Source organism: Mesorhizobium sp. M0800, assembly GCF_040320095.1.
GTDB lineage: Bacteria > Pseudomonadota > Alphaproteobacteria > Rhizobiales > Rhizobiaceae > Mesorhizobium.
Map to the genome: position 1 here is coordinate 117,654 of NZ_JAMYOZ010000004.1, position 14,646 is coordinate 132,299.

Below are 14,646 nucleotides of genomic sequence, written 5' to 3' on the forward strand. Positions count from 1 at the left end.
CAACGACAGCGTCCCCCCGCCGCCCATTTTTGCAACGCACAAAGAGGCTATCGGTTCCGGACGATTGCAATGCCGCGCGTCATTTTCGATGCGCCGCAGCGCGGCGGCATCAAGTGCGCACGATGAGCGGAACCATCCCCTCATACCGATCGGCGAGAAAGGCGACGACCCGGTCGCCGACACGCTGGAATGTGAGGTCGACCACTGTCGAGCCGACACCTAGATGCCGCAATGTCAGCGTGTCGATGCCGATCGGCAGCCTTGGGCGGGTGACCCGGATTTCGCTGTTCCAGCCGTCGATTTCGAGCCCAAGGCAGGCCTGCATCAGCATGAAGGCCGATCCCGCCGACCAGGCCTGCGGCAGGCACGCGACGGGATAGGCGATGGGCGCTTCGCCCGGCGACCGGGTAAAGCCGCAGAACAGTTCCGGCAGCCGCATGTTGAAATGGACAGCCGATTCGAACGTGCCGCTCATCAGCCTGACTACGCTCTCGCGCACGCCATAACGTGCCAGGCCGGCACCGCACATGGCGGTGTCGTGCGGCCAGATCGAACCATTGTGGTAGGACATCGGATTGAAGAATATCGCATCGTCGGCCAGCGTCCTCACTCCCCAACCAGAGTGGAACGACGCAGAGAGCAGCTGATCGGCGACCATCTGCGCCCGTTCCGGCTCGGGCAGCCCGACAAAGAGAAGGTGGCCGGCATTCGACGTCCGTACCTTGCAGAGCTCGCCTGCACCATCGATCGCCAGTGCATAGAAATTGAGATCGTCCATCCAGAAATGGCGTTCCACCGCGGCGCGCATGGTTTCGGCGCGTTCCTCCCAATGATCGGCCTTGTCGTCCTCGCCGCGGCGGCGGGCGAGCGCCGCCAGCCCACGGAACGCGGCAAAGACGTAGCCTTGCACCTCGACCAGGGCGATCGGCCCCTTGGGCATGCGGCCATCGGCATGGAAGACGGAATCGAAACTGTCCTTCCAGCCCTGGTTGGCAAGGCCGGTCTCGGCGCCGCGCTGGTAGGTAACGAAGCCGGTCGCGCGGCTTGTCTCCTCCGTCCATTCGGCCGCTGCACAGAGCGATGGCCACAGGCTGTCGACGAACGCCATGTCGCCGGTACGATCCGCATACGCGCAAGCGAGATGAATGTAGAGCGGCGTGGTATCGACGCCGCCGTAATAGCGGCCGAACGGGAGCTCCCGCAGTGCCGCCATCTCGCCCTTGCGGGTCTCGTGCATGATCTTGCCCGGCTGCGAATCGCTGAACGGCGACGTTTCGGTCGCCTGATGCTGGGCGAGAAAGGCGAGTACGCCGCGCGCCAGCCCAGGATTCAACCACAGCATCTGCAGTGCGGAAATCACCCCGTCACGGCCAAATGCCGTCGAGAACCAGGGTATGCCGGCATAGGGGTAAGGTCCGGTTGAAAGCTCAGTGGTCAGCAGCGCCACGTCCGCGCGCGCGCGTTCGATCCAGTCGTTGAAGACGCGGCCGGAGCTGTGCACCGTCGCGCCGTGGCGGCGTTTGGCGCGCATGCCGAAGCGAGCGCGGGCGGCGGCAGCCCGAAAACGGTCGCGGTCGGGTGTCTCCGCCACTTCCGGGCCAACCTCGATATAGAGGACCTCGCTGCTGCGCTTCGTCACCGCAACCAGGAAATCCGCGCGGCTGGCGGTCAAATTGTCCGGCGCCTGCGAGAACGAGATCGTCGACAGGCGCACGAGCTGGTCCAGCCCGTCATATCGAAGCACCACGGATGTCGGACTGGTCTCGGCGGCGTGGGCTATTCCGCGCTTGAGCCGGGTCGAACCGCGCACCTCGAACATGTCGCGGAAATCTGCTGCGAAATGCAAGGAAACCCGAATGGCCGACGATTCCTGGCTGTAGTTGGAAAGGGTGATGCGCTCGAACAGCCGGTCCTGCCAAAGCAGCCTGACGCGTTCTATGTGGATCGCGCCCTGCGGAATGTCGCGACCACCGACACTCTGGATCGGCAGATTGGTCAGGTTCGAGGTGAAAAGCACATTGTCCTGGCTGAGCGAGGCGCCGAGCAACGACATTTGCCGGCCACCGACCGTCAGCCGGAATTCCGAAAGCACACGCGTGTCGTCTCGGAAAAAGCCATCGCCGGCGCCGCGGATGTCGCCATAGGCGTCGGCCACCGCGAAGCAGTCGCCTTGCTTGAGGGCGAACAGCCGGTGCGGCTCCCGGGGCGCAACCTCGTCGAGGGAGGCAAGGGCTACGGCGGGATCAAGCTTACGCTCGTCGAGTTGATTCATACGTCACAAGCTCTGTCGTTTCGTTCCAACGTCCACAATGACGCCGATCAGGACGCTCTCGCTTCACCGGGAGTACCGATCAGGCGCGCATAGGCAGCCACATAGTCGTGGGCCATTCTCGTGGCAGAAAAACGGTTTTCGAACACGGCTCTCACCTGTCGCCTGTCGAGGCGCAGCAATTCCGGTATCGAGGTGACTGCGGCATCGACCGTATCGACAAGGAAACCGGTCACACCGTGGTCGATGATCTCCGGCAGGGCACCGCATTTCCAGGCGATTACCGGCGTGCCACAGGCCATAGCCTCTATCGCGGCAAGACCGAACGGCTCCGGCCAATCGATCGGAAACAGCAGGCCGGCCGCCTTGCCGAGGAATTCCGCTTTTCTGTCCTCTTCGATCTCGCCGATATAGTCGACACGGTCGCCGTCGATCAGCGGCTCGACCGTGTCGTGGAAAAAAGGGCGGTCGTCGTCGCCGATCTTTGCTGCAAGCTTCAGTTTCAGCCCGGAGCGCAAGGCGATCTCAATGGCACGCTCCGGGCGCTTGTCGCGCGACAGCCGGCCCAGAAAGGCCAGATACGGCTCGTCCACCTCCGTCTCGAAAGTCGGCTTGTACATGTTGATCGGTAGCCCGTGATGGATGGTCGCCAGCCAATTGGCCCTGGGTAGCCCGGTTCTCTGGCTGCGCGAAATCGAGATCATCGGAAAGCGCGGAAAATGTTCGTAGGCCGGGGCCAGGTCGACATAGTCGAGCCTGCCATGCGGTGTCGTCACCGTCCGGTCGGGCATGTGTTCGAAGAAAGGAAAATGCAGGAAGTGGCTGAGATGGAAATGGATGATGTCGAACTGTTGCGCACGGCTCCTCACCTCGGCGAGCATCGAGAGATGCGCCGCGGTTTCGGATTTGTGCGGGCGCGGATCGAGACGGAGCGCGCGCTCGCGACACGCCACCAATTTCGCCGACGTCTTGGTATCGCCACTGGCGAACAGGGTCACGTCATGGCCAAGCTCGACCAATCCTTCGGTCAGATAGGAGACGATGCGCTCCGTCCCTCCATAGAACCGGGGTGGCACGGATTCATGGAGCGGCGCCACATGGGCTATTCTCATGTTTTGGCATTTCCCTCAAAAAGACTGCTCGTGGCATCGAAATGCATCAGCCGCGCTAACGTTCCCGTACAATGGCAAGATGTCACCCAATTGGGGCAAGATGTCACCCAATTGGAGCTGCCGGGCGCGTCCACCGCTGCTCGTCTCGTGCAGCCAACATTTTTCAGGCCAAGCCCTCTTTTGCCGGGAACCAAAGTCGGGTTCGCGAGTTTAGTGGGGTTCGATCGCACGCATCCGGTCGACGGGGAGGAAATGATGGACCGCTTGCAATTCTTTTCGCCCGTGCGGGTTTTGCGCGGACAGGGACAGCCTGTGGAGGAGATCGACAGCGTTGCCGAAGCAATGGCATTCTTGCGAAAATGGCCGGCGGGGCGGCGCGGGCCGGTTTACCAGTGCGCCGTGAATTGCTGCGCTGCGGCCATGGCCGGCCGGATGTCGGCCGAGGAAGCGAGAAAGGCTTTTGCCGGCTTCGCCCGGATCACCCGCCTGCTCGAGGGCGATCGGCCGTTGCCGATGAGCGGCGAGGATCGGCATCGCGATCACGCCTTGAGGCGATAGCGCCGACTGCCGCAGATGGTCCGAGCAAGGGTGGCATTCAGCCGGAGCGCCCGATCGGCGACCGACGAGCAGCGCCGGCAAGGTGTCGTAGAGCGCTGCCCAGTAGGGGGCGTAAAACTCACGCCGGTATTCCGGCACTATCCAGTAGACTGCGGCAATGGTCGTGAGCGTAACGATGAAGCCGATGAGCTTGCGCACGACACGCTCGACTTCAAGCGCTCGCATCGGCTTCGCCTGCAATCCCGTTGAACGCCTTCGAAACGTCTGGAAATAAGCCGTGTCGACCGCGATCATTGCTGCAGTAGTAGCTGCAATGACAGTCATGGCCTGCAAATGCACAGGCCAGCTTCTGTCGGCGAGCATCGCGACGGTGAGCGCAAGACCAAGCAATCCTGCAAGGCCGGTGAGGGGCGCGGTCGCCGATTTCGGTCGGAGCGTCATACTACTACTCCCGTTGTCGTGAGGATCGATCGTCGTTGCCGGCCGCGTGGTCGCCGCCACGGTTCAACTCGAGTGGCGCCGCCACCGGAGCCGCTTGAGCAGCCGCTACACTCCGCCGCTGCCGTTAGACCCGCCGCTGCTTGTTCCGTCGTTGCCGCCACTGGATCCGCTGCTGCCGCTCGAACCGCTGCTGCCGCTCGAACTGGTGGTGCCGCTTGAGCTGCTGGCGCCGCTCGATCCGCTGCTGCTGCTTGAGCCGCCGATGGGCCCCTTGTTGACATTGTGCGGGGAGGGATGGTTGTTAGCGCCCTCGCTTACATTTTCGCAGGTGCATTTGCGCTGATATTTGGCGCCGAAGGCACTGCCTTCATTGCTCGCCTTCTGGCAGACCAACCCATGGCAAATCAAAGTCGCTTCGGTTGTCTCGGGGGTAAGCCCGGTGATGACTATTGCGGTTGTCGTGGCCGCCATGGCCATGATCGAGAACCGGAGTAAATTCCGAAAATTTTGCATAGATACCTCGCTTTCTGACGCCTCGCTTCTCGGGCCCGCGCCCAAGCTTCCTGATTGTCGAGTGGGTGTTTGCAACAAGGCCGCACACGGATCGCTTACGCCTCAGTGATCGGGGCTCAGGGGCGGCATAAAAAGTTGGACGAAGCGCAGACAATGGTGCCGCATTGCGGTATTTCGACCGGAAAAGGCCAAAGATGCACTTTTGGGGGAATGGATAATGTCGAAACGGCTTAGACTGGTGCTGGGAACGGCCGGCGCGATTGCCGTCGCCATTGTCTGGGGGATCATCGCCACGTTAATGGGTGTGCCATCGATTCTGATCACTGTAGGAGCGGTCGCGATCGGCGCGGGCATCTACACCTATGTCGATCGAAGCCGAAGCTGATCCGGTTATCAGGCTACGGGCATAGCGCAAAAATCCCACGGTCGCAGACTGTCTGTGGCAATGCTCAGTGTACGAAAATTACCAACGACAGCGTTCTGTGGAACGAGTGGCCTGCCGAAGCTATTGTGGTGGCGGTCCGAGACACCCCCGCCTCGGGTCATTGGCTCACCCAGCCGAGTGGTCCGCTGCTACCCAATGGCAGCGGACCTTCATCCGGAGGACAGACCCGGAAGACGGACATTGTGCCGAATCGAGGGCTAACGATGGTCGTTGACGAGATTGCCGCGCGGCGCCTGAAAATTCTGCTCGAGCAATACATGGAGACCAGGAAGAGGCGCCACGATGCGGTTTCCACCGCAGCGGCTGAGATCGCGATCAGGGCTGTCATGCCGAATTGCCCGGTCTCCGGAAAAGCCCTGGACGACATGATTGCGGCATGTGCGTTCGAACACGGGCTGGGGGTGCTGTTCGATCGACCTGACGCATGAGGGCCTAAACGCCATGAATCCCAACGCCAAAATCGCACGGTGCTGTCGTGCACAAATCCGACGCTGTTCCTGAGGCGCTCGCCACTAATGCGCATCGCGTCGATCGGCCTCATGCGACGCGCTTTAAGTGCTTGTTTTTGTGCATGTCGTTGTCGCAAAACCGCTGCACAGTTTTGCGCGACATGCATTAGAGAAACCGACCGACCGGAGCAGCCATGCCGAGATATTTTTTCCATTTCCGAAACGATGAGGGCCGCTTGACGGAAGATTTCGAGGGTCAGGAGTTGGACGGTTTGTCCGCGGCTCAGGATAACGCAATGGCTTCGGCCAAGGAAATCCTGGCCGAGGGCCTGCTCAGCGGCAGCCCGGTCCTGACAGGTCTTTCCTTCGAAGTCTGCGACGAGAACCGGAAGCTGCTTTTCCGATTTCCATTCTCGGAAGCTGCCGAAAAGGCCGGCGCTCGACCGTGATTGGCCAAAAGCCCCGCGATGCGGGCGAGCTTTGATCGAGCCTGGCTGAAAAACCGCATGTCGCGGCAAGACGGTCGTTGGTGCAATCAGCACCATAGGCAAATTAATAGCATAGCTGCCGGCACAAAGCAAGAACAAATATGGCTTGCCTTGCCGACGGGGCATTACTTATGTCCCTGCGTGTGCCGGCCCGGGCTATCGTGCGTTTCAGGAACTCGAGGGCAGGCACGGGTAGGGGGCGCCAAGCGACGTTGCCATTTCCAACCAATATGTCGATTTGTCGGGCCGGGTGTTCGTCACCTTACCGAAACGTCTTCGCAGGATGCTGTGATCAGGAGTTCCTTTCTCCCGCGGTTGCGTTTACAGGACGCTCAGGACGGTGTCGTTTGCGCGCCAGCAACAGGACCGAGTTAGGCCGGGCGCACAGTCCCCCTCCGTCAAGGAAACCAGTCCGGCGCCGTTTTTGGAGAACAATGATTTGTGGTGGTCAAATAAGCAAAAGAGATTCAAGGGAACGTGGGACGACCGACTGGACGGCCTATTCTCAGCAGAGGTCGACTACGCCGGGAAATCCATTCTCGATGTTGGCTGCAACATGGGTGTTGTCGCCTATGAGATATCCAAGCTAGGACCGAGTTCGATCCATGGGATCGACATTCTCAAGCCGCATATCGAGACGGCCAGGATGATCTTCCTGGGTTGTCCGGTCCAAAGCCGGTTCGATTGTCTCGATCTTGGCAGCCGGAAGCTGCAAAATGTTCTCCAACCGCAGTACGACATCGTCATGCTGCTGGCGGTCTACCATCACATGCAGTGGAGCCTCGGCGCGGACAAGGCGCGACGCGTGCTGTGCGATATCGCCGGGCGTGCTCAAACGATCGTTGCCCGCGTCCCTCCTGGCAAGGATAAGGAGATGATCGCGGTGCTTTCGGATGTGGGCTTTTCAATCAAAAGCAATCACACATCGCCTCTTGGAAGCCATCTCATGGTCCTCGCGAAACACTGACCAGGCATAGCGCGGCCGACGACGAATGGCGCAAGAGCCGCGTGGCTGGGGTCCGCAATGCTCGCATGCGAGGAACCGACGGTCATAAGCCGATGACGTGCAAGGATCCGGTTCGGCATTGACTGCGGTCGGGAACGAAGCCACAGACAGGTGATCGAAACCGTCTCGCGCTTCAAGATAACGCGAAGACCGGACGGGATCGCAACGGGCGGCGACGAGATGATTACAAAGAAACGAGTGTCAACGGCCCCAGCATATCCGCTGATCAAGCGTCTGATTGGCGAAAATCTGCCGCCGCACAAGATGCTGTATGTGACAGGTTTGCTGTGCTCGATCGCCGCTGCTGCGGCGACCGGCGCGGCGGCCTGGATCATGAAAGTCATGATCAACACCATCTATGTCGAGCGAGACGCTGCCGCTGTATCGGGTATCAGCGCCGTCATCATCGGCATTTTCCTGGTCAAGGGCATAGCTGCCTACTGCCAGACCGTCACGACGGGAAAGATTCGCCGGGCTATCGTTTCGGACCTGCAAAACCGGCAATTTTCCCGAATGGTGTATTTCGACATCAGCCGTTTCGCGAACCAGCATCCGGCAAAATTCATCTCCAAAATCATGTTCAACGCGCGCGCCGGGGCGACCGTTATTCTCACCCTCACGAGCAGCGCCGTCTCTGATCTGCTGACCCTGATTGCCTTGGCCAGCGTCATGGTCAAGCAGGACCCGGTGATGTCGCTGATATCCGTGGCGGTTCTGCCGATGCTGTTCCTGTCAGTCGGCGCGATAACCAGGAAGCTCAAGGCGCTGGCGAGGGGCGAGACGGAATTGGCCGCACAAGTCCAGTCGATCGGCACGGAAGCCGTCGAAGGCATCCGCACCATCAAGTCCTTCCAGCTCGAGGACAAGGCCGTCGCCAGCTTTGCAAAGGCCGTCCGCAAGATGGAAAGACGTGGCATCCAGATCAACCGGACGTCAGCATTGATGAGCCCATTGATGGAGACCGGCGGCGGTGTGATCATCGGGCTTTTCGTTATGTACGCCAGCTGGCAGACCCTCGGCAACGGCAAGACGCCCGGCGAATTCATGGCCTTCATTACCGCGTTCCTGCTTGCCTATGAGCCTGCCAAGCGGTTGGCCCGGGTCAATGTCGACATCCAGAAGCAAATGGTCGCCGTCGAGCAGATGTATGATTTGATCGACACGCCCGAGCAGCGGCGACTCGCGATCGCGGGCGAGCGTCTGACCGACGTCGATGGTGGTATCCGCTTTGAAGATGTGGCCTTTTCCTATGACGGCAACAGCCCCGCGCTCGAGGGTGTTTCCTTCGACGTGCGACCTCGTGAGAAGCTGGCGATCGTCGGCCGCTCCGGCGCCGGCAAGACCACCATCGTCAATCTGATCCTGCGCCTGATGGAGCCGGACAAGGGCAGGATCCTGATCGACGGAAAGGACATTTCGAAGATCAGCCTGGCCGACGTTCGCGATAACATCGCACTGGTATCCCAGGACGTCTTCCTGTTCGAAGGCTCGATCCGCGACAACATTCGCGACGGCCGCCCGAATGCCACGGATCAGGAAATCGAGTCCGCTGCGAACCTCGCCCGGGTCACCAGCTTTGCTTCGGCGCTCGAAAACGGGCTCGACACGCTTGTCGGGCCAAGCGGCACCAACCTGTCCGGCGGCCAGAAACAACGCGTTGCCATCGCGCGCGCCCTGCTCAAGAATGCTGCGGTAATCGTCTATGACGAAGCGACATCCGCGCTTGACGGTGAAAACGAACGGGCGGTTATGGAGGCAGCCTTCGACAACACATTTCAGCGCACGGTGATCTGCATTGCGCACAGGCTGTCTACAATCAAGGCGGCCGATCGTATTCTCGTGTTTGACGCCGGACAGCTTGTCGATGCTGGAACGCATGACCAGCTTGCCAAGCACAGCGAGATATATCGTTCGATATTCCACCTGGAGACGCCCGATCCGATGGTCGAAAGCGGCAAAAAGCTGCGGCAGAGCGTATTGCGCTGAAGGCCGATGACCAGCTTTTATCACGGTTCCTATGTCCGGTATGTGATTGGTGGACTGGGCCTTCAGGTGCGCCGGTACAAAAAGGCGGTGCGCAGGTTGTTTTTCAGTCCCAAGCAGCCTCGTTCCATTCTTGAGCTGCAGGCCAAGGTTGAGGCCCTGATCGTGCGCAGGGACTGGAAAGGCCTTGAAGCCGGTACCAATGAGATGGCTGTCACGGCCGATCATAATCGCGACCCGGAGCTGATGCAGAAGGCGGGCCAGGCGTTCGAACGCCTTGGCAACTTTGCGCGGGCAGCTGAGCTTCGGCTTTCCGCTCGCCGGCTGCGGAAAGGGAAAAGCGCCAACGAGTGGACCGGCGAGAATCTCGGATCGGATACACTGCTGATCGATCTTGTGGAGGATGACCCGCGCAGCCTTGGCCGGGTTATCCGCCACGCGCGACTGGCCGGCGCTGCCGCTGCCTATGCCCAAAGCGCAACAATTCGGGTCGAGCCGCGCCTGGTATCAATTCTGCAGCGAACGTTCCCGAAGGCGACCGTGGTCCCGGCGCAGCAGGATGTGGTCGGCAACAAACGTGCGACGTTCGAAGATCTCGCCTGGGTGTTCGGACGCGATGCCGAAAAACTTGCTGCCGACTTCGTGCCGCTGCGGGCAGATCCTGAACTCGTCGAGACATTCCGCAAGCGCTATCGCTCGATGACGGATCTGCCGCTGGCAGGTCTTTCCTGGGGCAGCAAATCCCACACCAAGGACGTGCCTGATTTTTCTGAATGGGCACGGTTCATCGCCCAGACACAAGCGACATTCGTTTCGCTCCAGTACGGACAGATCAAGCCGGCGTTGCGGCGCCTTCGCAACGGCAACGACGCGCGTCTGATCTTTGACGACAGCGTCGACCAGATGGTCGACATGGACCGTTTCGCCGCACAGCTCGCTGCACTCGATGCTGTCGTGACGATCAGCAATACGGCGGCCCATCTTGCCGGAGCCCTTGGCGTGCCGACTGTTTTCCTCATCGACGATAATTTTCAGACGGCATGGCCAGTGACCGGCGACCGGACACCCTGGTATCCGAAGGGCATTGTCATTCGCAAGGAGGGGCGCCCTTGGTCGCTGGTGCTCGACGAGGCCGGCCGGCGGCTCTCGCCGATCCTGACGACGCTTTCCGACGCTCCCCGGGGACGATAGAACATCGCCGTGCAGAACAGACGAACCATCCTTCAGAAGGCAAAAACCGCCGATCTGCGCCCGCAGGGCGCCGTCGGCAAGCGGCTGCAGAAGGTCCTCGAGCGGGCAAAGGAACTTCTTAGACGTCCCTCGCGCCACGCCGACGAAAGCGCCGAACGGCATATGAGGCTGATGGAGGAAAGCGTGCAGCGTGGTGATTGGCAAACTGCTCGCGACCATGCACTGGCGCTTGGCGTGCTTGGTGAGCAGCTTGGCGATCTCGGCCTGATCAAGAAAGCGGGGCGTGGACTGAGGCGTCTCGACGGAGGAAATCGCATCTGGCAGTTGATGGCGGCGAGCAAGCAGCTGCGCGGCAGGCCCGATTGGGATGGCAGTGATCTTGCGGGTCGCACGCTTCTCGTCGATCGTCGCGAAGGCGACCTGGCGATCTTTTTCCAGTTCGCGTCTTTGCTTGGTCCAGCAGCTGCGGCTGCCGGTCGATGCATCGTCTTCGTCGAGCCGCGACTGGCACCGCTTTATCGCAGAACATATCCTGCGCTCGATGTCAGGATTGAAGGGGAAGAGGACATGGCGGCGGTGGACGCCGATGTCGTTGCCGGTTTCGAGACACTCGCAAAGCATTTCTGGCCGGACGACCCGGCGGCACGCGCGCCCTTCGTTCCGCTGGAGCCGGACCGCCGACTGGTTGCCGAGCTGCGCGGCACCTATCTCGATGGCGGCCCAGGTCCCCTGATCGGATTTGCCTGGGGAAGCCTCAACAAGAGCAAGGATCTGCCGGCCCTGGACGATTGGCGGACGCTGTTCAGCAGCCTGCCGGGGCGCCTCGTCAGCTTGCAATATGGCGATGTCGGGCCGGCCCTCTCCGAGTTCGAGCGCCACGCGCCGGGGCGCATCATCCATGACGCTTCCGTCGACCAGTTGACGGACATGGACCGCTTTGCCGCCCAAATTGCGGCGCTCGACGCGGTGGTGACGATCAGCAATACCGGCGCCAACCTGGCCGGAGCGCTCGGCGTGCCGACGATTGTCATGCTCGACGATGGATTTCGGCTGTCCTGGCCTGCTTTCGGTGAGACCGTCGCCGCATATCCGAGCGTTCGACTGGTCCGAAAAGGCGGCCGAGCCTGGGCGTCGGCAGTGCAGGAAGCAGGCGGACGGGTCATGCAAATCATCAGCGGAGCTGGCGATGGAAGGTAGCCTACTTCTCGGCCGGTTGCGCCGCGCTGTCGCGCTTGCAGGCTACAAATACAAGGTCTGGTTCCGACGTCACCGCCGGCAGCTCTTCCTTCGCTGGCGCGACGGCGACATTGCCGATCAGATGGCGGATTATCGGCGAAGCGTCGAGTCCCGCGATTGGCCGGCGGCACTGCCGAAAGCCCTGGCTCTTGGATCCATTGCGAAGTCGAGGGGCGAGGTCCACCTGATCGACGAGCTCAGCAAGGCGCTGATGCGGATGGGCGCTTATGGCGCAGCCGCCGAACTCAGGATCGCCCGACGCCACATCGTCAACGGCCGCGTCGATGGCGAGTGGCTGGGCCAGGATATTTCTGGCCAGACACTGCTGATCGATCTGATGGAAACCGAAAAGCAGGGTCTGGCCACCGCGATCCATCATGCGAGTTCCGTCGGCTGTGCCCTGGCGCGCGCCGCCCGCTCGATCGTGCTGGTCGAGCGCCGCCTGGTACCGCTCTTTCAGCGCACTTTTCCGACCGCCGATGTGCGGCCGGTCGGCGCTGGCGGCAAGGCCGCCTATGCCGAGGCGCAGGCCTTCGCCGGCGTCCAGCATCTGACTGCCGTTTTCGAAACCGACGAGGCGACGATCCGCGAGCATTTCGTGCCCCTTAAGCCGGATCCGGCCCGGGTCGCTGAACTTCGCGCCCGCTACCGGAAGGAAGGACGGCCGTTGGTCGGTATCGCATGGGGCAGCTCCAATCCCGGCAAAGACCTGCCGCCGCTTGCCGCCTGGCGAAACCTGATCGGCCGACCGGACCTCCGGTTCGTCTCGCTGCAGTACGGCCAGATCGAGACCGATCTGAAGATCCTGACCGACGGTGAGCCGGAGCGCATTCTTCATGACAGATCGGTCGATCAGCTCGTCGACATGGATCTTTTCGCCGCGCAGGTTGCCGCGATGGACGCCGTGGTGACCATCAGCAATACCGGAGCGCATCTGGCCGGCGCGCTCGGCATCCCCTCGGTTTTCATTCTGGGCGACGGCTTCAAACGCTCCTGGCCGGTCGAGGGCGACCGCACGCCCTACTATCCATCGGCCGTGCTGGTCTCGAAACGGGAACGCCCCTGGTCCGTGGTGATGGGCGAGGCCGAGTCCATTCTGGCGCCATGGCTCACAAAAGTGAGTGGCTAATGCATGTCGTCCAAAAGCGCGTCACTGAATACGCTTCGACGCGATGCGCATTAAGGAGTTCGGCCGACGGACCGCGGAATGGAGCGCCCGTGTCGAACAGTCGTCGCAACAGGCCAAAAAACATAAGGCATTCCGAACCGGGATATAGTAAAGGCCAATTCGCCCCGCAGAGGATCGCAATTCTTGCTGGCATTTCTGCCTTGTGTTCGAATCAGCCGTAGGCTTAGGCGCCCAGTAATGGGGTTGGTCTGGCCGGCAGCGGTTCGGGCGCCAGCTCTGATAATCTAAAGGAGGTCTCTCCATGTCCTTTCTAAACATGTCCTTTCTAAAATTTTTCCAGGCCAAAGCGCCGCCTCTTCCTCTTATCGTATCCTTTCCAAAATCCGGGCGCACGTGGCTACGTGTCATGCTGGACGATCTCGGAGTTGAAGTTCAATACATTCACGACGGAACCGACCACAAGTTACTTCGACCGATATCGGGCCTAAAGGAGAATAAATCTCGATACAAGAAGAGAAGAACAATAATGCTTGTTCGCGATCCAAGAGATACGGTGGTCTCAGGGTACTTTCAGGTTCAGAAGCGCCACATGCTTCCAGCGGGATCGTTCAGCGATTTTATCAGAAGCGACAATCATGGGATTGAAAAGATCATCAGATTTAATCTGCATTGGTTCGCGGCCATGCCCCGGATGCGCGAAATCCGGTATCTTCAATATGAAGATATGCATCGGGATACGGCTGGTGTCCTTCGCGCGATCCTTGGATTCCTGAACCAGCAGGCTGACGATCGGACGCTTGTCGAGGTGGCGAACAACCGAACGTTCGACAAGATGAAAGTGAGTGAATCGACCGGTGATCTGTCCGATCGATACGGCAAGATATTACAGCCGCGCGATGCGAATGATCCCGAAAGCTTCAAGGTGCGCAAGGGCAAGATAGGCGGTTACGGCGAATATCTTTCCGAGGACGACGTGGCCTATTGTGACGAGCAGTTGGCTAAGTTCGAATATTGGGAGAAGCTGGACAAGGTTTTTAGCACGAACGGCTTGTGCTACGCTCGCGTCGATAACCGCGCCCGGGTCGCCTTGGGTTAGGGAGCATTGCCGACATGGTGATGCGGACCGGATTCATTTGCGGCTGCGGCCATAGCGGGACGACGTTGATTGCGACGATCCTTGCGTCGCATCCCGACGTCTACCTGCCGCTCCAGGAAACCAACATTTTCTTCAAGTGGACGCCACTGGCGATGTTCCGCTTCTGGAAACTGAAGCGGGCGGCGCTCGATGCTGGAAAGAACGTGCTGCTTGAAAAGACACCGCGGCATATCCGCCGTGTCGCCCGCATTCGCCGGCTCGTGCCCGGCGCGCGTTTCGTCATGCCGGTGCGAGATGGGCGCGACGTCGTAGCGTCCCTGATCAAACGACTTGGCGACCCAACGGAGGCTCTCGACCGCTGGATCAACGACAACGCGCTGGTTCTTGCGGAACGGGGAAAGCCGGATGTGCTGATCTATCGCTATGAGGACCTGGTCGAGAATCCGGCCAAAGTCGTCGAGCAGATATGCGGCTTTCTCGATGTAACCTTCAGCCCGGATCTCCTCGACTATCACAAGAACCCGCAGCAGTGGTTCAAGCCGACCGACGCCAGCGGCGAGACGCCACATGCGGTGCTCCGGAACCAACAGGTCAATCAGCCGATCTATGACGGGAGCGGAAGATGGCGCTCCGAACTTGGAAACGCCGAGCTACAGGACCTGGTACAAGGACGAGGTGCCCAGCTTATGAAAGCATTCGGTTATGCATGATGTCGGTTCGGCATCTGCTT

At 60.5% G+C, this 14,646-nt stretch carries 14 protein-coding genes; 12 read left to right on the forward strand and 2 right to left on the reverse strand.

Annotated features, from left to right (window positions below):
• Positions 1-109 precede the first annotated feature (109 nt).
• Complete coding sequence (locus NKI18_RS07155; protein ID WP_352616114.1) at positions 110-2,272, reverse strand: amylo-alpha-1,6-glucosidase; 2,163 nt, start codon at positions 2,270-2,272, stop codon at positions 110-112.
• 47 nt (positions 2,273-2,319) lie between these two features.
• Positions 2,320-3,381 carry a glycosyltransferase family 4 protein gene (locus tag NKI18_RS07160; RefSeq protein ID WP_352616111.1) on the reverse strand — a complete coding sequence of 354 codons (1,062 nt, stop codon included), beginning with the start codon at positions 3,379-3,381 and terminating at the stop codon, positions 2,320-2,322.
• A 255-nt stretch (positions 3,382-3,636) separates the two neighbouring features.
• Between NKI18_RS07160 and NKI18_RS07165 the strand changes: the two genes are divergently transcribed.
• The 12 genes from NKI18_RS07165 to NKI18_RS07220 all read left to right on the forward strand — a co-directional run bounded on the left by NKI18_RS07165 (position 3,637) and on the right by NKI18_RS07220 (position 14,626).
• Positions 3,637-3,939, forward strand: coding sequence for a DUF982 domain-containing protein (locus tag NKI18_RS07165; protein ID WP_084640966.1), 303 nt, complete (start codon positions 3,637-3,639; stop codon positions 3,937-3,939).
• 535 nt (positions 3,940-4,474) lie between these two features.
• Positions 4,475-4,723, forward strand: coding sequence for a hypothetical protein (locus NKI18_RS07170; RefSeq protein WP_156937288.1), 249 nt, complete (start codon positions 4,475-4,477; stop codon positions 4,721-4,723).
• A gap of 387 nt (positions 4,724-5,110) precedes the next feature.
• Positions 5,111-5,278 (forward strand): hypothetical protein, encoded by a 168-nt coding sequence (locus tag NKI18_RS07175; protein WP_352466251.1) that lies wholly within the window; start codon positions 5,111-5,113, stop codon positions 5,276-5,278.
• 263 nt (positions 5,279-5,541) lie between these two features.
• Positions 5,542-5,766, forward strand: coding sequence for a hypothetical protein (locus tag NKI18_RS07180; RefSeq protein ID WP_352616108.1), 225 nt, complete (start codon positions 5,542-5,544; stop codon positions 5,764-5,766).
• Between the two features lie 215 nt (positions 5,767-5,981).
• The gene (locus NKI18_RS33375) at positions 5,982-6,236 is read left to right on the forward strand and encodes a DUF6894 family protein (protein ID WP_502900664.1); all 255 of its coding nucleotides are present in this window, start codon (positions 5,982-5,984) and stop codon (positions 6,234-6,236) included.
• A 463-nt stretch (positions 6,237-6,699) separates the two neighbouring features.
• Positions 6,700-7,242, forward strand: coding sequence for a class I SAM-dependent methyltransferase (locus NKI18_RS07190; protein WP_352568671.1), 543 nt, complete (start codon positions 6,700-6,702; stop codon positions 7,240-7,242).
• Between the two features lie 237 nt (positions 7,243-7,479).
• Entirely contained in the window at positions 7,480-9,267 is a 1,788-nt protein-coding gene (locus tag NKI18_RS07195; RefSeq protein ID WP_352616102.1) for an ABC transporter ATP-binding protein, read from the forward strand.
• Positions 9,268-9,273: 6 nt separating this feature from the next.
• Positions 9,274-10,455: a glycosyltransferase family 9 protein gene (locus NKI18_RS07200; protein ID WP_352616100.1), complete on the forward strand. Its 1,182-nt coding sequence runs from the start codon at positions 9,274-9,276 to the stop codon at positions 10,453-10,455.
• 9 nt (positions 10,456-10,464) lie between these two features.
• Complete coding sequence (locus tag NKI18_RS07205) at positions 10,465-11,652, forward strand: glycosyltransferase family 9 protein (RefSeq protein ID WP_352616098.1); 1,188 nt, start codon at positions 10,465-10,467, stop codon at positions 11,650-11,652.
• Positions 11,642-12,820 carry a glycosyltransferase family 9 protein gene (locus NKI18_RS07210; RefSeq protein WP_352568667.1) on the forward strand — a complete coding sequence of 393 codons (1,179 nt, stop codon included), beginning with the start codon at positions 11,642-11,644 and terminating at the stop codon, positions 12,818-12,820. The genes NKI18_RS07205 and NKI18_RS07210 overlap by 11 nt, the downstream gene beginning before the upstream one ends.
• 301 nt (positions 12,821-13,121) lie before the next feature.
• On the forward strand, positions 13,122-13,916 hold the full coding sequence (locus NKI18_RS07215; RefSeq protein ID WP_352616093.1) for a sulfotransferase domain-containing protein: 795 nt from the start codon (positions 13,122-13,124) through the stop codon (positions 13,914-13,916).
• A gap of 14 nt (positions 13,917-13,930) precedes the next feature.
• Positions 13,931-14,626: a sulfotransferase family protein gene (locus tag NKI18_RS07220; RefSeq protein ID WP_352502415.1), complete on the forward strand. Its 696-nt coding sequence runs from the start codon at positions 13,931-13,933 to the stop codon at positions 14,624-14,626.
• Positions 14,627-14,646: the final 20 nt, after the last annotated feature.